The sequence below is a fragment of the Marinilabilia salmonicolor JCM 21150 genome (genome assembly GCF_000259075.1).
In the GTDB taxonomy this organism is placed as follows: Bacteria; Bacteroidota; Bacteroidia; order Bacteroidales; family Marinilabiliaceae; genus Marinilabilia; species Marinilabilia salmonicolor.
On sequence record NZ_AJKI01000002.1, the window covers coordinates 504,449 to 524,735 of the forward strand.

A 20,287-nucleotide genomic window follows, 5' to 3' on the forward strand; every position below is an offset into this window, starting at 1 on the left:
CAAAATACTCATTTACGATTAGTAAACTCCGTTTTTGGCGGCTTGCGCCACCCATCGGTCGCCAAAGGCTTGCCGACGGCACGGCGCTAAAGCTTTAGGCGGCACGCGGTCGCAAGCCTAGCAATTGGCACTTTCTGACCAGACACATGACTTTTTACAAGCTTTCCCGACTTTATTGACGGGCACTAATTAGTGAGCTGGGGTTGTGATGAACCAATTGATTGTTTTTTGTTATTTTAGGCTTTTGCTAGCGCGACCGTTGTGAAGTTTTTTTGAAATGGAATGCTTTCACTTACTGAACAAGAGAAATGAGCTTAATATTGAAATTCATTTTTATTACAGCATTTTGGATGACTGCTTTGGCCTCCAATGCCGAACTGACCAAAAATATGTTTGAAATCAGACATATTGGTTATTCGGAAGGCCTTAGTAGTCAGCGTGTTTTTTCCATTGTCGAAGACCGGAACAGTGCCATTTGGGTGGCCACCAAAATAGGGATAGACCGTTACAATGGTCAGGTGGTCAAAAGCTATACCCTGCCCGGGAACCTTTACTTAGGGGATATGGCAGGGCGTAGGTTGCGTTTATGGTACGACGAGCAGAACGGACTTTGGGCGTATGATCATACCGGTAGAATTTTTCAATACTCCACTGAAGATGACGCCTTTGAACTGAAGTTGTCCCTGGGAGAAACCATCGGTGGCGAAATCATCCTAAACAAGGTATTTATAGACGAAGAAAGGTGTTTATGGATGGGATTGAGCAGAGGACTTTTTAAAAAAGAGAAGGATGGCGATGTTTCTAATGTTTTCGCAGAAAGGTATGTAAATGATATTGTGGCCGATTCTTCTTCTGTTTATGCGGGTACTTCTTCGGGTGTTGTACAGATCACTCCAAATCAGGAAACCAATTGGATAGTAAAAGGAGAGGATGTTCAAAGCCTCTATTACCACAGTGCCAATCAGGATCTCTGGATAGGTACCTTTAACGACGGTCTGTGGGTGTTGAACATGGGAAACTCTTCTTTGCATTCATTAAAAAATCAGCGTGCCGGGTTTTTAAACCCGATAAGAGCTATTACTGCCTACGATGATGAAACAATGTTGGTGGGAGTGGACGGCGGTGGCGTTTACACCGTTGATTTGCAGTCAGGAGAGCCTCATTTATTGATGAGTACAGAGGACAGCACTGACATCTACCTGCGTGGGAACGGCATTTATGCGGTTACCACCGATAGCCAGGGCAATATTTGGATAGGTAGCTATTCCGGCGGGGTATCTGTGGCCATTCGCGCCAGTTACCCCACCAGAATACTGAAACACCAGAGGGGCAATGAGCATTCGCTGGCCAACAACAATGTTAATGGTATTGAAGAAGACAGCAATGGAAATCTGTGGTTTGCCACCGACAATGGCATCAGCATACTCAATGAAAGCAATAATACCTGGAACCATGTTCTGAAAGGAGCAGTGGTGGTTTCCCTTTGTCGTGCCCAAAGCGGGAATGTTTGGGCAGGCACCTATGGTGATGGGGTTTACCTTCTGGATACCCAGGGGAAACAGCTTCAACATCTGACTCAGCAAAAAGAGGAACTTACTACCAATTACATTTTTTCCATCAGGCAGGATCCGGATGGCGATATATGGGTGGGCGGCCACAACGGCTGGTTGATGCTGCTCGATAATGAGGGGAGACACAAGCAAACCTTTGATATCAAATGGATTCACTCCATTGAAATCGTTGCTCCAAATCAAGTGGGAGTGGCTACAGTAAATGGATTTTATTTGGTAAATAAGGCAACCGAGACCATAAAGAGTTATGCCTCTTCTCCCGGATTGCAGAATAAAAATGCCAGTGCCTATATTATTTCCATGTTGTTTAATGATGATAAAACCGTTTGGCTGGGGACTGAAGGTGGTGGCTTGAATCTTTACAATCTTAACACCGATGAAATAAAGATCTTTACTACCAGTGATGGTTTGCCTTCTGATGATGTTTACAGTCTGCAACTAGATTCGCTGGGCCGCTTGTGGATGAGTACCGCCAAGGGACTTGCGCTGATGGAAGATAGCAACATATCAAACCTTAACTATCTGGGGGATGTGGACAAAGAGTACAATAAATCAGCCTTTTCAAAGCTTTCTGACGATCGTTTCGCCTATGGAAGCACCGATGGCGTGGTGTTGGTAATGCCCGAAGCCATTGCTCAGGCCGATTATGAGGCCCCGCTACGCTTAACCGGCCTGACTATTGATTACCTTGATTCCGAGAAGACTGAAAAATGGCAGCCAATCCTACACGATATGGTAACGCAGGGTGCTGTGGAGTTGCCCTACCGGCACAACTCCTTCTCCATTCACTTCGAATCCATCAATTACCGTTTTCAGCGCGACATCAATTACCAGCACATTCTTGAAGGCTACGACAAAACCTGGAGCAATTCTTCTTCCGACGGAATTCTTCGTTACACCAATGTGGCACCTGGCACCTACCGGTTAAAAGTTCGCAATCTCCGCCGAAGCAACGGCGAGATTATTGAAGAAAAAACTCTTTTGCTGACGGTGGCAGAACCATGGTGGAACACCTGGTGGGCCTGGGCAGTTTACCTGGCTCTGACAGTGGCGGTACTCTATTTTATTTTTCGCTACAACAGCAATAAGCTTCAGAAGAAACACGATGAAGATAAAATTAAGTTCTTCATCAATACAGCCCACGACATCAGAACCCCTGTTACTCTCATTATGGGGCCGCTGGAGGATATGGGCCGCGTTTCGGGGCTTAGCGATAAAGCACGGTATTACCTTGACATGGCTCGCAACAACACGCAGAAATTGCATGCCCTCATTACCCAATTGCTCGAATTTGAAAAGGTGGATATCACCAGACAGAAAGCAAGTTTGTACCCACTGTCTTTGAACAGTATTCTTGAGGAAGAGGTCGTTGGTTTTCAGTCTTACTGTGAAAACAAGCAATTACAGCTGAATCTTAACCTGCCCGATGAACAGATAGGCATCAGGGGAGACCGGCAATTTGTTGGGATGCTGCTCGATAATCTGCTATCCAATGCATGCAAATATACACCCGCCGGAGGTGATATCAATTTGGATTTAACTTCAACAAAACGGAAAGTCATTATCACTGTTCAGGATAATGGTATCGGTATCCCTAAAAAGAGCCAAAAATACCTGTTCAAAAAAGTTTACCGGGCCGAGAATGCACAAATGTCAAAAGAAAAGGGGACAGGATTTGGACTTCTACAGGTGCAGCGCATCATTAAAATACTCGGTGGGAAAATCAGTGTTCAGTCAGAAGAGCATAGGGGTACAGCTTTTACCATCATCCTGCCACGAACTTATGAGCAACCCGAATTAATGACAGAGCCGGGTAGTGCCTTCAATCATCACTTCCTTTCCGCCGAAACCCGGCCTCTGGAATCTGCCGAAAACAAGGTAGATTCGGAAAGAAAAAGTGTACAAACCGGAGATACTCTGCTCATTGTTGAAGACAATGAAACGCTTCGGTATTACTTACGTCAGACTTTCGACGAAGAATATCGGGTGATCGATGTTGCCAATGGTCAGGAAGCCCTGGACAGCCTCAATAGTGAATATCCCGATTTGATTCTCTCAGATGTGATGATGCCGGGGATTCAGGGTGATGAACTGTGTCGCATGGTCAAGGATAATGCCGACACTTCAGGCATTCCCTTTGTTCTTCTCACGGCCAAAGCCACGCACGATGCTACTGTTGAGGGCCTGAAAAAAGGAGCCGACGATTATATTCCCAAGCCTTTCAGTACAGAGATATTGAAGCTTAAAGTAAAGGGCCTGATTGAAAACAGAAAAAGACAGAGAACTTATTTCATGCGCGAAGCATTGCGGCAGGTGCGCTCAGAAAAAGAACAGTCCATCTTTGAAAATGAGTCGCACTCTGCCGAAGATGTGGCCGGGGATCTGTCTGAAAACGATCGCAACTTTGTTGATCGTGCCACTCACCTGGTTATCGATAATATCAGCAATACCGATTTTACCATCGACACTCTTTGTCGCGAGATGGCTATGAGTCGGACTCTTTTCTACAACCGACTTAAATCACTTACCGGAAAAAGTCCGCAGGAATTCATCCGTCTTATTCGACTTCAAAGTGCCGCTGAATTGTTAAAAAATGGCAAAAATGTCACAGAAACTGCTATGGATTGTGGATTTGTAAATTCCAAGTATTTCAGTTCGCTGTTTAAGCAGCACTTTGGGGTGCAGCCCAGCAAATATCAGTAAACGAGTCGATTTTTCGGCCCGCAATCTCCTTTTTTTATGTCAAAAGTGATAGCTGTCAAACCTTGTTTGTCAGCTATCAAACCTCCTTTTTAACAGTAGTTAGCATATTTGTCCTGTCCTCATTTATTATGAGGCGAACAGGTGACGAATGTCAACACCTTTCACACACAACGAATATTCTTTAACAAGTAGCATTACAAATTTTATCACAATTAAGACATGAGGAGATTATTGACATTATTGATTATCACAAGCAGTTTCATCCAAACTGCCTGCTCGCAGGATGAGGAGGTTTCCCCTGCCGAAAACAGACAGGAAGATTGTCGATTTATGGATGATTTTGACTCGTTTGATGCAAACGTATGGACAAAAGAGACGCACGAGCCCGGCTGGGTTAATCAGGAATTACAGGCTTACCGCCCTGCGAACGTTTCAGTCGGAACCGACAATGGAAAGTCGGTACTTATTCTGACAGCCGAGCGCAATGGTGACCAAATCTACTCGGGACGCGTCAACAGTCAGGGTAAGTTCAATTTTAAGTATGGCAGCATAGAAGCCAGCATCAAATTGCCCAAGACAGGCAATGGTTTATGGCCGGCCTTTTGGATGATGGGAGACAACGGCAAACAGTGGCCCGCCTGTGGTGAGATCGATATTCTGGAAATGGGAGAACGCAATGGTATTCTCAATGGCACTACCGAAACCTACTACAATACCGCCATTCATTATGGGCCCGATATGGATTCGCACCGTCAGGAGTATTACGGCGCCGAATTTTCTCACAGCTTGCAGGATGGAGAGTATCATACCTACAATCTTGACTGGACAGAAAACAACCTCACCGTCAGTATTGATGGAGTCAATTTCAAAACCTTTGATATCAGTCCACAGAGCGGACGTCATGAATACTTTCAGGATCCATCCTTCATACTGTTCAACTTAGCAGTAGGAGGCGCCTTCCCTGATATTCACGACCTTAAAGACCTAACCGCATTGAAAGATGGTGAGAAAGCATACATGTACATCGATTGGGTAAAAGTTTATTAATCCTTAGCTAATAAAATCTATGAAACGAGCATGATAGTAACATCTCATAAACGAGCACAAGTATCTCAGCGAGTTCCATATGGCAATAAAAAAACAAAATTTAGGCATATGAAAGTAAGTAAACTAAAAAGTGTATTGTTCTTTGGAACAATGATTCTTTTGCTGTTGGGGAATACCTGGCAGTTGAGCGCATCCTTGCCGGAAAGTCGTCTGCTTCTGCAGGAAGACGGAAAGGTTTCCGGAACGGTAACCGACAACGTGGGGCCGGTGCCTGGCGTAACTCTTATTGAAAAAGAAAACCCGACCAACGGAACCGCCACTGACATCAACGGCCGTTTCACCCTGAATATTCCCGTAGGCTCTACGTTGGTTGTCAGCGCTGTTGGCTATAAAACTCAGGAAATAGCCATTACCGACGCTCAGATGTCAATAGACATCGTACTGGAAGAAGATACCAAGCTTCTTGATGACGTAGTGGTTACGGCTCTGGGTATCAAACGAGAGCGCAAAGCTTTGGGTTATGGTCTGGAGGAAGTAGATGGCGCTGACCTGACCAAAGCACCGGAGACTAACGTTATCAATTCGATGGCAGGTCGTGTCGCCGGTCTGGTCGTCAGTCAGACAGCCGGTGGCCCATCAGGATCAACCAGAGTTATTCTGCGTGGTAGTACGGAGATGACCGGTAACAACCAACCCCTGTACGTCATTGACGGTGTGCCCCTGGATAACACCAATTTTGGGAGTGCAGGAACCGGTGGTGGTTACGATCTGGGTGATGGCATCTCCAGCATCAATCCCGACGACATTGAAAATATGTCGGTACTGAAAGGGCCGGCAGCTTCCGCTCTTTACGGAAGTCGCGCCAGTCATGGAGTGATCCTCATTACTACCAAAAAAGCAAGTGGTGAGGAAAAGTTCAGCGTTGAATACAACGGAACCCTGACTTTTGATACTCAGTTGGCTAAGTGGGACGATGTTCAGCAGACTTACGGAATGGGAAGTTCCGGAACCTACAGCATCGATGCTGTATCCAACACCAACAAAAGTTGGGGGCCGAGAGCAGACGGTGGTAACATGCTTAACTACTTCGATGGCGTTGAACGCCCTTACCTTATTATCCCCGACAACACCTCGAATTTTTTCCGTACCGGTAATACCGCCACCAATTCAGCCATTGTCAATGCTCAAAGTGGCAATACAGGTGTGCGCTTCACCATTACTGATATGCGCAACAACGACATTGTGCCGGAGACTTATATGAGCCGCGACGTGTTTAATCTTCGTGCCCATACTTCACTGGGTAAGGTGGATCTGGACTTCAGTGCCAACTATACCTTCGAGGATGTGAAGAACCGGCCGGCCCTGGGCGACAGCAAATCAAACATCGGGAAAAACCTGATGACCCTGGCTACAACGTATGACCAGAATTGGTTGATGACTTATGAAGATGAGGCCGGTAACTACGCCAACTGGAACGGCATGGATCCTTACAACGTGAATCCGTATTGGGATATCTATAAAAACTACAATAAGTCGCATAAGGATCTTTTCCGCCTTAATGGTAAAGTGCAGTGGAATGTGAATGAGCACCTGAAACTGAAGGGAACCGTGGGTAGTGAACTTAACTGGTTTGAGTTTGACGATTTTAAAGCTCCTACCACTCCCGGTTTTGAAGCAGGTCGTTTACAAAACAGCAATTATCGCAACAGCATGTTTAATGCTGAGTTTTTGGCACTGTACAACAACAGATGGGGCGAATTTGACTTCAACGCTACCCTGGGAGGGAACCTTTATAATGTTGATAACATAACCACTGTGGTTACTGCGCAGGATATGCAGATTCGCGATGTGGTAGCTTTGATGAGTTTTAATGAAACCAGTATCAGACAATACAGCTACCGCAAACAGATTAATTCTGCTTTCGGAGCTCTTAATCTGGGCTGGCGACACATGTTGTACCTGGATGCCACCCTGCGTACCGATCAGTCCTCAACACTTCCTGCCGGCAACAATGTTTATACTTATCCCTCTCTATCGGGAAGCTTTGTGTTTTCGGAACTGTTGGATTTGGACAATACACTGCCCTACGGAAAGTTGCGTCTGTCATGGGCCCAGGTGGGTAGTGATACCGATCCGTATCAGTTGGGATTGGTTTACAGCAAGTCGAACCTTACTTATCCGGGATACACCATCGGTTACATCGATAACAATACCATTCCCAATAAGGATTTGAAGCCTACCATTACCAACTCTTTTGAAGCAGGATTGGAAACGAAATTCCTGAACAACCGTATGGGACTGGATTTTACCTATTACACTCAAATCAGTGAAAACCAGATTATGGGAATGGCTACCTCATGGACTTCGGGATACAATTACCGTTTGATCAATGCAGGTGAAATTGAAAACAAAGGGGTGGAAATCTCCCTCAATACCCGCCCGGTGCAAATGAAAGACTTTTCGTGGGATGTGAATTTGAACTTCGCCAAAAACAGCAATATTGTAAGAAAGCTGGTTGACGACATGGATATGATTGAGCTGGAAAAAGCAGCCTGGCTGGATGTTCAGGTGGCTGCCAAGGTTGGCGAAAACTTCGGATCCATTGTAGGGCCGGACTTTGAACGCAATGAAAATGGCGAAGTGCTGATTGATCCGAATACCGGTCTGCCCCAATACGACAAAAGCAACCATGTACTTGGGAATGCCTCATGGGACTGGACCGGTGGTCTGGGAACCACCCTTACATACAAAAATCTTTCGCTTTGGGCCCTCTTTGATGTAAAAGTAGGTGGCGATCTTTACTCAATGTCCGCACGTGCTGCACATGAGTCGGGTAAGGCAAAAGCCACCCTGGAGGGACGCGAAGAATGGTACAAGTCGGAAGAGGCCAGACAGGCAGCCGGTGTTCCCAAGGGTGACCAATGGACGCCCATCGATGGCTTTATTGCTCCTGGTGTTATTGACAATGGCGACGGAACTTACCGGGCCAACGATATCTACATCAATCCCGAAGATTACTGGATGAGTGTAAGCCGCAATGCTCCCTCTATGTTCATCTACGATAACTCTTATGTGAAATGTCGTGAGATTTCTCTGGCTTACAACGTGCCTCAAACCATATTGGGAAATGCCGTTAAAGGGCTTACCGTCTCTGCTGTTGCCCGAAATCCCTTCATCGTTTGGAAGAATATTCCCAACATTGATCCGGATTCGAACTACAATAATACCACCGGGATGGGACTGGAGTACGGCTCCCTTCCTTCGCGAAGAAGCTATGGTTTTAATGTCAATGTTAAATTCTAAGCCGCGTTCGGGTTTATATTTCTAAAACACAATGAACACGCTAAAAATAAAAAAGATGAACTACAAACAATACTATATCACAGTGTTATTGGTGGTTTCGGCGCTATTCATCGGCGGATGCAGCGATGAATATCTGGAGAATCTCAATACCGATCCGTCCAAAGCCGCCACCATAGACCCCAACGCACAGTTGACTACCGCGCAGTTGCAGACCTATGGAGATCTCGGCATGGTAGAGATTTACCGCAACTACCTCTATGGATTCAATCAGCACCTGATGGGATCCTGGAATACCACCAACTACGGTGGCCGGCATACCGTCGATAACAATGAGATGAGTCGCATGTGGACCAGCTTTTATCCCAATGCCATCAAAAATCTTACGGATGGTGTGGCACGAACTGCCGATGACTCCTCTAAAGTGAATATCAACTCAGCCATGCGTATTTACAAGGTTTACATGATGTCACTGATTACAGATATATATGGTGATGCTCCTTACAGCGAAGCCGGGATGGGTTATCTTGAAGGTAAATTCAATCCTCGTTACGATACTCAGGAAGAGATCTACTATGACTTTTTTACTGAACTGGCAGCGGCAGTAGATGCTTTCGAAAACGGAAAAGACCGGATCACCGGCGATGTCATTTTTGATGGCAATTTGACTAAATGGAAGAAGTTGGCCAACTCGCTTCGCCTGCGCTTTGCTATGCGTATCTCCGATGTGGAACCCGAAAAAGCACAGGAAGAGTTTCAAAAGGCTCTTCAGGCTGATGGAGGTATAATGGAATCAGCCGACGATGATGCGTTGATTCAATACATGGCAGTGGCCTTTAGTTTTGGGCAAGAAGCTTACTCCGATTTCCGTGGTAACGCTCTATCACAACTTCTTTTTGGTAACGATCCTGCCAATAATCCCAGCTACCTGTGTGCTACTTTTTTCAATCAAATGTACGAAACCGGTGATCCCCGGACTTTCCGAATTGCTCGTTGCTACTACGACGGACTTATGAGTGCCACCAGTCCTGATAACCGCATCGACCTTACTCAGGAGATGTTGGACAAAGGCATTGCTTTTGAAGCGCGCGAACCGGGTGCCTACTCATGGGAACCCTGGCCTCCCGGATATCAAAGCGATATTCTGAGTGAACTCGCAGAAAGCAATCCGTCGATTGATCCTTTTGTGGCTCGTGAAACCGAACCCAAGCTGGCCAATAACTTCCTTAAAGGCGACAATCCGGGCGTAGTAATGACTTCTGCTGAAGTGAAGTTTTTAATGGCAGAAGCGGCTCTCAAGGGATGGAATATTGGAGGTAGTACAGTGGAAGAATTGTATCGTCAGGGTGTACGCGCTTCCATGGACTTCCTGTCCGACAACTATGGTACTGAAGTGGTGACCGATGAGGAATTTGATACCTACATAGCTGACAACGGAATCGGTTACACCATGGAGAAGAAAAAGGAAGCCATCAATACCCAGGCCTGGATGCTCCATTTCACCAATCCCAATGAAGGATGGGCCAACGTGCGTCGCTCGGGTTATCCCAGACTGCAGTCTCCGGCCGAATATGGCTTTGAGCAATTCCTCACCGGAGGTTCTGAAATTCCTGTTCGACTGGGTTATCCCGTTTTGGAATCTTCATACAATAAGGAGAACTACGAGGAAGCACTGGGTAGAATGGGTGGAACCAACAGCTGGCACAACACAGTATGGTGGGATATCACAAAATAATCTTTGAAAAAAATAATAGTATGAAGAAACTACAATATATACTGATGGCCATTATGGCTCTGAGTTTGTCTTTCACTTCCTGCACCGAAGATGAAGAACCTTTCGAGACCATTACCGAAAATGATGACCCAAGGATACTTGATCCTATTTTTGCGGACGGCCAAAACGGTCAACTACCACTAATTGCAGAACTTAACAGGGATGCCAACCTTACCATGGAGCTGGTTGTTACTCCTTCGGCCTACAGTACCGTTTCCTGGATGATTGATGGAAACCAGGTGCATGAGGGAACCGAACTCGACATCAATCTGAAGGCAGGCACCTACCATTTTAAGGTGCTTGTTACCACTGATGCCGGCAAAACTACCCATCGCGAAGGAACCGTAAGGGTTAATCCTCTGGATGGAGATCCGTGGGCTACAGAACAAGGTTATGAACGCATTATAGTGCCAGGAGGGACCGCCGTATTGTATGGCGATAACCTCAGCCTGGTGAATAGCATGGCAATTGATGGCAAATCCATCAGCGACCTTAATTATGTTGAAGGGGAAGAGGGCAATTACATCGAATACCCTGTACCCGCTGACTTGAGTGCAGGACAATACCGGGTGCTGTTGGTCGATGAAGCTGGAAACGAGTACGGAGCCGACATCGTTACGGTAACTAAGTCTGCTCTTGTTACAGAAGGTACCGGTCGCACCAACCCTAATTCAGAATGGATACTCAGCGGACTCAATATGGATCAGATTGCCTCGCTGACCATCGGTGGAGAAACGATTACCAGCTTCACTGAACAAACAGCTACCGAATTGGTACTTACCAGTCCCGACTTTGAAGCCGGTACTTACAGTATGACCGGAAAGACCAGTAATGATGCCGATTTGGAATTCTTCAGTAGTGGAAGCATTAAAACCGAAGTAACGGTTACTTTCTCCTCAGAAACTGTTTTGTTCGAAGGGCATCATTATGTTTCCTGGATTTTTGAAGACGGCAACCCCAACAAAACCTTCAACCTGATTGGGAAAGATGTCTTTGCGGGTATATCTGCAGGCTCAATCCTCAGCATTCAGTATTCAATTGAACCCGCCGATGTGGATCGTCAACTGCAAACTACAACCGGATGGTGGACTATGCTTCCGGATACAGAGGCTGTTATTTTGAACGAAGATGGTGTTGTGGATGTTGTCCTTACGCAGGAGGCCCTGGACCTGATACAGGCGCAGGATGGGTTCCTTTGTGTGGGGCATGGTTACTATGTTGATAGAGTTACTTTAAAGTAAGACTGATTTTATTCCTTCTTTACAATAGAAGAACTAAAGGCCGGCGTTAGTCGGCCTTTTTTTGTTAACAGTTTCCCATTCGCATCCTGACAGCAGGTGTTTGCAGGTCAGGTATTCAATTTCATCTGGATTTTGTATTATCCATATTAAGTTTTTCTTTTGTTACAATCAGTAAAAAATCACTGCCCCAGCCATCAGCCCAGGGTTTAAATTCCATTTTAGAAGTCATTTTGTTTTCTCCCAGCAACTTCATTGTGCCGCTTCGTGGATTAAACCAATAGCTGTAAAAAGTATTTGCCTCTAACCGGGACACATCAAGCTCAATGGTTTTTCCGGTAGGGGTGTATGCTAAAATAAAATCTTTGTTTTCTCCAATGGTAGCAATAATGTGTGATTCATCTTTGATATTTTCATTAACAATCAGTGAGGGATCATACACCATGCTTTGCCAGTCAAACATTTCAAGTATGTCCTTCATAAATCCCATTTGTTCGGACCCCGGCAGGCTAAGTGATACTTTCCAATCGGTACGCGCTTGTAAGTTTGGGGATCTTGTAATGTCATACATTTGCCAGATGTCGTTACATCCGTAAGTATATCCTGCGGCACCTGTAAGCATGCTCCAATAGGCAGAGACTCTTACGTCAGCATCGTCCAGCCAGCCGTATTCCTTGTTTTCCCAAAACCGGTCTTCAATATTTTCATATCTTGCTTCACCATTAATAACCGGTTTGTCAGGCGACTGTTCGTAGGTTTTTGCGACAAATTGATACTCGCTTGCCATTTTGCTATGTCCACTTTGAAACATGTCAAAATCGAGCCACTCCTCGTTAAAATAATCTATAGCGTTGTTGCCACCCGGAGGATGGTACGTGATCAAATGTTTTGAATCAATATTCCGGATGCCTTTGGCCATCGCACGAATAATGTCCGAATGTTCTTTGGTTTCGGGAGCGCGATCTCCACCTAATATCCAGATAACATTGGAATTGTTGAGGTACCTTTTTGCAATTTTTTCTCCGTATATCTTTGCATTTTGCTCGTTGAAAATAACCGGACCAACTCCCCATCCTTTGTTGAACTTATCTCCCCAGGTAGGTAAAAGACCTACATACAGTCCTAGTTCTTCCGACTTTTCAATCACATAATCCACCAACTCAAAATATTCCGGATTTAATTCCTCCGGATTATTATTAATTAATGGCTTTTCGCCATAGGCATTGGGAGTATTTAATCCGTCCAGTTCAGCCAGAACAACGGTTTGAATGACCGTAAACCCTTTTTCTGCACGATCGGTAAGATATAAATCAATTTCATCTTTGGTTAATCGATGAATTAATTCCCATGCCGTACCGCCAAGCCAGAAAAATGGCTCATTATCCTGCGTTACAAAGTGCCTTTTGTCTTCAGATATTTTTAATAAAGGAAGACTTTGTCCAAAAGCTGAGGACGTTAAAAATCCAATAAGTAGTAATATTACAATTCGTTTCATGGGGATTCTTTTTTATGGATCTATTGTTTTAAGTTAATTCATTTATATAGGGGATCGATGGCTGTGCGCCCATTCTGGTGACTGATATTGCTGCTGCTTTATTCGCTAAATCAATAGCTTCGGTAAGGCTTTTTCCTTTTGCCATCTCCACCACCAGATACCCGTTAAATGTATCTCCTGCCGCGGTGGTATCAACGGCTTTAACTTTGTCACTCTCAACAATCCCGCTGCTTTTGTCATCCAGGTAATAAGCGCCTCTGCTCCCAAGAGTTACAACGACCGATTTAACTCCCTGTTTTTGGATTTCCAGTGCACTTTCTTTTTCATCGCGTGCTTCCGGCCATAAGCCCGAAAGCTCGCTTGCCTCGCGCTCGTTTGGTGTTACCAGGGTTAGAAGTTTCAATGTTGTTTTGTCTATTTCTCTTGCCGGTGCGGGGTTCAATATGATGGGAATATTTGCCTCGCTTACCATTAAGGTAACGTGACAAACGGTTTCAACTGGTATTTCCAGTTGCATAAGCACGATGTCTGAGCCAAGAATTATATCCCTGAATTTGTCAATGGTTTCCGGCATCAAATATGCATTGGCACCAGCTGCAACTGTAATGCTGTTTTCGCCCGAATCGGCCACATTGATCAATGCCACACCTGTTGGAGTGTCGTCAATTTTTTGTATGCAGGATGTGTCAATACCTTCTTTTTGATAAGCCTCAATGGCTTGTTGTCCAAATGCATCGTTCCCCACGCAGGCAATAAATGTTACATCGCCGCCTGCACGGGCTGCAGCAACTGCCTGGTTGGCGCCTTTCCCTCCCTGTACGGTAGAAAATCCGGTTCCCATGAGGGTTTCACCCGGCAGTGGGATGGAGGGAACCCTGCAGATCATATCGGTATTTGAACTGCCAATGACTGTTATTTTGGGTTTCATCATCGATTATTTTTAGTGTTTTCCTGATAATAGATCCTCAGACTTTTAGATGTAAGATTTAAGGCATATCATATAATCCTGATAATCTGAATTATAGTATCAATGCGCTGTTGTTCGCAAATAATTGAAAATTAGTACTTAAAAAAATATTGGTTGAGAGTTGCCTAAAATTATCTCAGATAATTCGAATCACCACACTCTTAAAATCTGAAATTTATATGACTTCCTTAGGTATTTGCGTTGCAATCCCACTAATGACTAGGAACTACTGCCTGATTTTCTTTTACTGGTATGATCCACGCGTTTTTATCCGGGTCAATTCCGCCTCCCATTAGCTCCTGAACAACGCGGTCAATAATAAAAACGCCTTTCCTTGCCATATTCTCAAAAGTGTCGATTCCCTGGTTTGGGAAATTCCTGCGGGTACGGTGAATGTTGAAACGGTTGCTAAACTCCCGGCCAAATGCATCTTCCACACCATTCTTACCAATCATGAATCCAAGGAGTCCGCCCCAGGTTGCCGCAGGATTGTCGGCGTCCCAACCGGCCAGCACGGCAATTTTGATGGTTTCTTTAATGTCGCCTTCGCCCCAGAACAGGCTAACCAGACTTGACGCATAGTTGATCCCTGCTGCAAAGCACCCATTGCAATACAAGTTGCGGGAGGTAAGGTCGTACCCATCCTTCTCTTCAATCTGGTAACGCAGATAGATCTCATCGCGTGCTTGCTCCCAGGAAACACCTGCATTAAACCGGCTCAATACGAAGTCGTACATTTTTGCAGCGTATGATTCGCCGGGCAATTGTTTGCGTGCTTCGTTGGCCATCCACATGATGCGTTCCTTTAGAGGAATCTCATCCGATTTCACCGATGCCAGGGCGTGCATTGTGACATAAAACTCTGAAATCCATGCGGCATTACCATCGGCTGTAGTACGAATTGGCAAATACGCCATTCGAAGGGCAACATCCGGGCGTGCAGGTGCGAAAAGTCCGAAGATCTCTGTCGTGAGCTGGGCATCGATCATGTCGTAGTGCTCATTATTCTCCGGCTTGCCGGTTGCCGGGGGCAACAAACCATTTTCTTCCATCAGGTTATAAGCCCTCTGATTCGATACCCAAAGGAAATTCTCGTAATTTCCATCGGGATCCGTCTCGAAAGGAGTTTCTTCTTTTTGAGAGTAGATGTGTTTCAGCCACCCCTCCCTGATTTGTTCTGCGGTTAAAACTGTCGTTTCATTTGTATAGAGCAGATGCTGGTAGATGTATTCAATATCGGTGTCATCATCCGCTCCCCAAATTTCATCCTTATCTGCAAAAACGAAATCGATTGTTGAAGACAGAGCACTGGGGACGCCCTGACCCCAGATGCTGGGCTGATCAGGTTTTCCCCAGTCGTTTCGTGTATAGAATTCGCCTGTTTTGATGTTCCCCGCGTTCCCGATCTTATCCATTTCAGTCACCAGTCCTGTCCAGTTGGCAATACATTGCCCCAGCCAAAATCCCTGAAGCTGTTCGTAATATTTTGTCCGGGAAATTCTATGCATGGCAGAATCAGGCTTAATTGCGACATAGTTAAATTCAGGATTGGCCAGTGTATCCGGCTTTGTGTTATTGGATTTGCATGAATTGGCAAATAAGCCAAAAGTTAGTAATATGCTGAATATGATATAGTGTCTTTTCATTCGTTTAAAATTTCGTAATTGACTGACAGGAAACTAATTAAAAATTTGAGAACGAATGGAACCGCTCCGCTCTCACATAATATTTTTTAAACATATTCTTTTGTGAAATTTATGCTTAAAAAATATCATGCTCGTTTCATGGGGGGTGTTTTATTCTTTTTCCGTGATTTCTCAGAGGTGTAATTCCTTCATGATATTTATTTTAGTAAAGCCTGGAAGCTATTATCAGTGCCAGGCCAAAGAAAAACAACAGAAACATAGCTGTTAACAGCCCTTTCACTCCTTTTGCCTCCTTAAATTCTTTCCAGATAAAAACGCCCCAAAGTGCAGCAATAAGAGTTGCGCCTTGGCCTAAGCCATAGGAAATAGCAAATCCGGCCTGTTCTGCCGCAATGATATTGAACGTCATGCCCAGGCTCCATATGGCTCCACCAAGAATCCCGATTAAATGCAATTTGGGTGTGCCCTGTTTAAAATAGGCGGTATAAGTAACTTTTTTACCCGCTAAAGGCTTATACATGAAGATTGTATTCCACAAAAAGTTGGATACAAATAACCCAAGGGCAAATGTGACAGAGGCAGTATAAGGGGTGAGTTTTCCGGCTTCGGGGTTGGCAAAATCGCTCACCATAGAAGCCGCAACAAAACGATAAAAGAAGCCCATTAGCACACCGGCCAAAAGCGATATGATGATCCCTTTGGCCTTTGAATTGCTTGTAGATGAAGGAAGTTTTCTATAAGCCAAAGCATCAAGAACGATTGCAATAGTAACCAGGGCCACACCGATAAACAAAATAAACGGGTTTCCGAGTGGGGTTGCTAAATAATTAACGACCACACCCACCACCAGTGCCAGGCCAATTCCAATTGGAAATGCAACGGCCATGCCTGCAATCGCGATCGCTGCCACCAACAGAATATTGGCAATGTTAAAAACAGCGCCGCCAATAAAGGCCGAGCTCAATGCACTAAAATCGGCCTGGGAAATATCGGCTGTGAAAGGGCGCCCTTCGGTTCCTGTACTGCCCATTGTAAAGGCAAGTAACAAAGACAGAAGCAAAACACCGATGGAATAATCCCAATAAAAGAGCTGGAATGCCCACTTTTTTGAAGCCAGTTTCTGAGTGTTGGCCCAAGATCCCCAGCAAAGCATTGTTATTACTGTAAGAACGACTGCCCAGGCATACGAATTGATAACAACCATAAAAAATAGAATTAAGTAGAACCTTGCTCAAACGTTTGCGCAATTTATGAAAAAAATATATTTGACCTTCTATTCTTTTAAATTTTTAATTGATTGTCGCTTAAGTAATTTTGTTTGCACATGCAAAAACAATTGACTATCCATCTCTTTCTTATCCATTTGCATGATCAGTTTCTCAACTGCAATCTTTCCTATTTCTTGTTTGTTCTGCTCAATGGTGGTCATTGGGGTATTTAAAAAAGCCGAATACGTTTGTTCATCAAATGATATCAATGAAATATCTTCAGGAATTGATAACGAAAATTCAGTTACAGCCCTTAAAATGCCTAATGCAATAAGGTTGTTTAAAGCAAAAAAAGCAGTAGGACGAGGTTTACCTTTTAATAATTGATGAGCTTGTTTATAGCCACTTTCAATACTAAAACGATCCCCAGTAATAATCAAATCTTCTTCCGGAATATTGTAAGATCGCATTGCATCAGTATATCCGCGTACCCTTTCAATATTTGGTTGGCTTTCATTGAGTCCCTGAATGCAGGCAATTTTATGATGATTGTTCTCCAGTAAATGCAACGTCGCTGTATATGCGCCTCCATAATTATCTGAAGTTATAGTAGGGATATTAAGGCCCGGGAATGTTCGGTCAACGATAACGAAAGGAATGCCTGAAAGAAATCTGCGTTCAATATGCTCACTGGATATTCCCACCGGAGCAATAACAATTCCGTCCACCTTTTTAGATATAAAATGATTAATTAATGTCTTTTCCTGATCCGTATCTTCCCCGCTGTTTCCAATTAGGACCGAATACCCGTTATTCTTGCTTTCCTGCTCAATGCTCATGACGATTTCAGCAAAAAAAGGATTCGATATATCAGGAACAATAACCCCGAGGGTATCACTCTTATCCAGTTTCAACCCTCTGGCAAACTGATTGGGAAAATAACCAAATTCCCTGGCAGCATCCCGAACTTCTTTTTCTGTTTTCCTGCTGATGCGATATTGCCTTGCTTTTCCATTGAGCACCCGCGAAACAGTAGTTACTGAAATGTTGAGTTTAGATGCTAACTCCCTGATATTGGTGGTTGGTTTCTGTGTCATTTGCAAGTATTACTCCGCTAAAATAGCACATTCGGGTAATTTAGGGAAATGTTGCCTTCGAAATTAATGCTCTACAGATTGTGTGGACAGAATTTCGGCTCGTGCTTTGGATTTGGTTATTATTTTTCACTCTGTTTTTAAACAAAAAAGCCTGACAATCAACTTGTCAGGCTTTTTCTGAGTACCCAGGGCCGGGATATTTGATTTTTTAGTTCGATTTAGCTGGTTTTAGTAAGTCTTAGTAAATCAGGATTTTATGCCATTTTTTATTTGGTAGTTTGAGTGTGTTTTATCTAGTTTTGTCAAAAATCGCTATCAAATAACTATCAAATATTATGGGATACAACATTTCATTTTACATCGCTAAAAACCGAGAGAATAAAAAGGGGTTAGTTCCGATCTATGGGCAGGTTACCATTAAAACTAAAAACTATCCTTTTCAAATTGATAAGATTAAACCAAGATATTGGAATCTTACCAGGCAAAGGGTCATTAAAAACAGGGAAAATGAACCCAATAACCGACACCTTGAAATAAATTCGCTTTTGGATAGATTGTCGGATAATTTGTCGCGCTTCAATCGCTTTAGTAATTATTTGGAGGCTCCGCGAAGGGAGGATGTTAAAAATGTTTTTTTCAATATTGAACCCGATAAAAAGGCTTTCAATGACGCTTTCGATGAATTTATTGAATACAGTTATAAAAACAATGCTTACAACACATATAGATCCAGAAAAACGGCTCGAAATTTTATTAAAAAGTTTGAGGTCTACAATACAATGTCACTTCAGTTTTCAGATATTAATCTTCAGTTTTTTGAAGCACTTTACGATTTTTCATTTGAGGTATTAGAGCTGGAAGATAATGCATTTGCAACATATGTTGCAAAGTTCAAATCTTTCATGAAATGGGGTAAAAAGAAGAAGTATCATGACAATGAGGTTTACAAAGAATTTTCCTTTGCCGAAAGAAACAAGAATGTAGTTTGTTTATCGCCGGAGGAATTTAGAGCTCTGTACAATTTTAAATTTGAAGAATCCCGGTTGGATAAAGTTAGGGATTTGTATTGTTTTTGCTGCTTAACCGGATTAAGATATTCGGATATGCAAACACTCCAAAGAGCGCATATTAAGAAGGACTCGATCCATAAGAATATTAATAAAACCACTGAGTATGATATAATCCCATTGTTACCGCAAGCTCAGGAGATTTTGAAAAAATATCAGAATGAGAGTTATAGTCCTCTGCCGATAATTTCGAATCAAAAATTCAATGATTATATCAAAGAGTGTTGTGAAATCGCAGGAATTGACAGTCTGACGGTGAAAATTAGTTACCGGCGAAATAAAGTAATTGAAGAGGTTTTCCCAAAGTTTAAATTAATAACTGCTCATACCGCAAGGAAAACATTTATTACCATTGGTTTCATGAAGGGGTTGGACGTAAAAATAATAAAGGCAATTACTGGCCATAAAAAGGATTCCACTTTTGACAAATATCTTAAAATCGCGGATGATTTTAAGCGTCAGAAATTACTCAATGCCTGGGGGGATATATAATTTAGTTTTCTCTTTTTCCCTGAAGTATATTACGGGCTGATACCAGAGATAAAATACTTGAATAATCTAATGATTCTAATTCGTTTTTAGGGATATATTTTTTTAAGTCATTTTTATTCATTCTATGATTTTGAAACCAATTAAATAACTTTTGGTATTTCATCATATGGTCAAACACGAATTTTTTAAATTCTTCTTCGTTTGCAAGTCCACTGGTTTTTATAGTCTGCCAACGAAATTCCAGTTCGGCGATGGCTGAATAGTTATGATCAAGTAGGTTTGCTGATTCAAATAAGACTGAAACTGGGATGGAAAGATTTTCGGCATATTTTCCCAACAGGTCAAGTACATTGGTCTGAATGACCTTAATATTTTCGATATAATCATCCAGAATCCATTCCTTAGCATTTGTTCTGTCTTCAGCCTGCATTCTCTTGTGATCTTCAACCTCAAAAAAATCCATGAACGACACCTCCAGCTTTTCCGCTATTTTTTTTGCTGTTTCAAGAGTTATATCTCTTGTTTTTCCCATTTCAATTTTGTTGAGAGCTGCCTGACTTACTCCAATGAATTGAGCTAGCTCTCCTTGCTTTATCCCCATGCTTTTCCTTTGATCTCTAATTTTTTTGCCAAAGTTTTCCATAAAAATTTAACTAAAGTAAAAATTAAACAGACAGTAAAG

12 protein-coding genes are annotated in these 20,287 nt (G+C 43.4%); 6 read left to right on the forward strand and 6 right to left on the reverse strand.

Annotated features, from left to right (window positions below; genetic code table 11):
• Positions 1–308: 308 nt before the first annotated feature.
• The 5 genes from W7W_RS0102880 (at position 309) to W7W_RS0102900 (ending at position 11,636) form a co-directional block, all read left to right on the forward strand.
• Entirely contained in the window at positions 309–4,274 is a 3,966-nt protein-coding gene (locus tag W7W_RS0102880; protein ID WP_202947194.1) for a hybrid sensor histidine kinase/response regulator transcription factor, read from the forward strand.
• Between the two features lie 219 nt (positions 4,275–4,493).
• Entirely contained in the window at positions 4,494–5,321 is an 828-nt protein-coding gene (locus tag W7W_RS0102885; RefSeq protein ID WP_029510263.1) for a glycoside hydrolase family 16 protein, read from the forward strand.
• 108 nt (positions 5,322–5,429) lie between these two features.
• On the forward strand, positions 5,430–8,624 hold the full coding sequence (locus W7W_RS0102890; RefSeq protein WP_010662352.1) for a SusC/RagA family TonB-linked outer membrane protein: 3,195 nt from the start codon (positions 5,430–5,432) through the stop codon (positions 8,622–8,624).
• Between the two features lie 55 nt (positions 8,625–8,679).
• Positions 8,680–10,356, forward strand: a complete 1,677-nt coding sequence (locus tag W7W_RS0102895; protein WP_036162528.1) for a SusD/RagB family nutrient-binding outer membrane lipoprotein — start codon at positions 8,680–8,682, stop codon at positions 10,354–10,356.
• A gap of 20 nt (positions 10,357–10,376) precedes the next feature.
• Positions 10,377–11,636, forward strand: a complete 1,260-nt coding sequence (locus W7W_RS0102900; RefSeq protein WP_025006653.1) for a hypothetical protein — start codon at positions 10,377–10,379, stop codon at positions 11,634–11,636.
• 121 nt (positions 11,637–11,757) lie between these two features.
• Here the strand turns inward: W7W_RS0102900 and W7W_RS0102905 are convergent, their stop codons facing one another.
• The 5 genes from W7W_RS0102905 to W7W_RS0102925 form a co-directional block, all read right to left on the reverse strand.
• Positions 11,758–13,128: a glycoside hydrolase family 140 protein gene (locus W7W_RS0102905; protein WP_010662355.1), complete on the reverse strand. Its 1,371-nt coding sequence runs from the start codon at positions 13,126–13,128 to the stop codon at positions 11,758–11,760.
• A 28-nt stretch (positions 13,129–13,156) separates the two neighbouring features.
• Positions 13,157–14,056 (reverse strand): ribokinase, encoded by a 900-nt coding sequence (rbsK, locus tag W7W_RS0102910; RefSeq protein WP_025006652.1) that lies wholly within the window; start codon positions 14,054–14,056, stop codon positions 13,157–13,159.
• A gap of 251 nt (positions 14,057–14,307) precedes the next feature.
• Positions 14,308–15,741 carry an ADP-ribosylglycohydrolase family protein gene (locus tag W7W_RS0102915; RefSeq protein ID WP_010662357.1) on the reverse strand — a complete coding sequence of 478 codons (1,434 nt, stop codon included), beginning with the start codon at positions 15,739–15,741 and terminating at the stop codon, positions 14,308–14,310.
• Positions 15,742–15,943: 202 nt separating this feature from the next.
• Positions 15,944–16,945: a GRP family sugar transporter gene (locus tag W7W_RS0102920; RefSeq protein ID WP_010662358.1), complete on the reverse strand. Its 1,002-nt coding sequence runs from the start codon at positions 16,943–16,945 to the stop codon at positions 15,944–15,946.
• A gap of 69 nt (positions 16,946–17,014) precedes the next feature.
• Complete coding sequence (locus W7W_RS0102925; protein WP_010662359.1) at positions 17,015–18,046, reverse strand: LacI family DNA-binding transcriptional regulator; 1,032 nt, start codon at positions 18,044–18,046, stop codon at positions 17,015–17,017.
• A 335-nt stretch (positions 18,047–18,381) separates the two neighbouring features.
• Here W7W_RS0102925 and W7W_RS22725 point away from each other — a divergent pair, with 335 nt between their 5' ends.
• Positions 18,382–19,605 (forward strand): site-specific integrase, encoded by a 1,224-nt coding sequence (locus tag W7W_RS22725; protein ID WP_010662360.1) that lies wholly within the window; start codon positions 18,382–18,384, stop codon positions 19,603–19,605.
• A 1-nt stretch (position 19,606) separates the two neighbouring features.
• On the opposite strand, the gene W7W_RS0102935 is transcribed toward W7W_RS22725, so the two are convergent.
• Complete coding sequence (locus W7W_RS0102935) at positions 19,607–20,248, reverse strand: helix-turn-helix domain-containing protein (protein ID WP_010662361.1); 642 nt, start codon at positions 20,246–20,248, stop codon at positions 19,607–19,609.
• Between the last annotated feature and the right edge of the window lie 39 nt (positions 20,249–20,287).

Excerpts from the sequence above, each read along its gene's own strand:
- W7W_RS0102880 (WP_202947194.1), top strand. The coding sequence starts at position 309 with ATGAGCTTAATATTGAAATTCATTTTTATTACAGCATTTTGGATGACT.
- W7W_RS0102885 (WP_029510263.1), top strand. The coding sequence starts at position 4,494 with ATGAGGAGATTATTGACATTATTGATTATCACAAGCAGTTTCATCCAA.
- W7W_RS0102890 (WP_010662352.1), top strand. The coding sequence starts at position 5,430 with ATGAAAGTAAGTAAACTAAAAAGTGTATTGTTCTTTGGAACAATGATT.
- W7W_RS0102895 (WP_036162528.1), top strand. The coding sequence starts at position 8,680 with ATGAACTACAAACAATACTATATCACAGTGTTATTGGTGGTTTCGGCG.
- W7W_RS0102900 (WP_025006653.1), top strand. The coding sequence starts at position 10,377 with ATGAAGAAACTACAATATATACTGATGGCCATTATGGCTCTGAGTTTG.
- W7W_RS0102905 (WP_010662355.1), bottom strand. The coding sequence starts at position 13,128 with ATGAAACGAATTGTAATATTACTACTTATTGGATTTTTAACGTCCTCA.
- rbsK (WP_025006652.1), bottom strand. The coding sequence starts at position 14,056 with ATGAAACCCAAAATAACAGTCATTGGCAGTTCAAATACCGATATGATC.
- W7W_RS0102915 (WP_010662357.1), bottom strand. The coding sequence starts at position 15,741 with ATGAAAAGACACTATATCATATTCAGCATATTACTAACTTTTGGCTTA.
- W7W_RS0102920 (WP_010662358.1), bottom strand. The coding sequence starts at position 16,945 with ATGGTTGTTATCAATTCGTATGCCTGGGCAGTCGTTCTTACAGTAATA.
- W7W_RS0102925 (WP_010662359.1), bottom strand. The coding sequence starts at position 18,046 with ATGACACAGAAACCAACCACCAATATCAGGGAGTTAGCATCTAAACTC.
- W7W_RS22725 (WP_010662360.1), top strand. The coding sequence starts at position 18,382 with ATGGGATACAACATTTCATTTTACATCGCTAAAAACCGAGAGAATAAA.
- W7W_RS0102935 (WP_010662361.1), bottom strand. The coding sequence starts at position 20,248 with ATGGAAAACTTTGGCAAAAAAATTAGAGATCAAAGGAAAAGCATGGGG.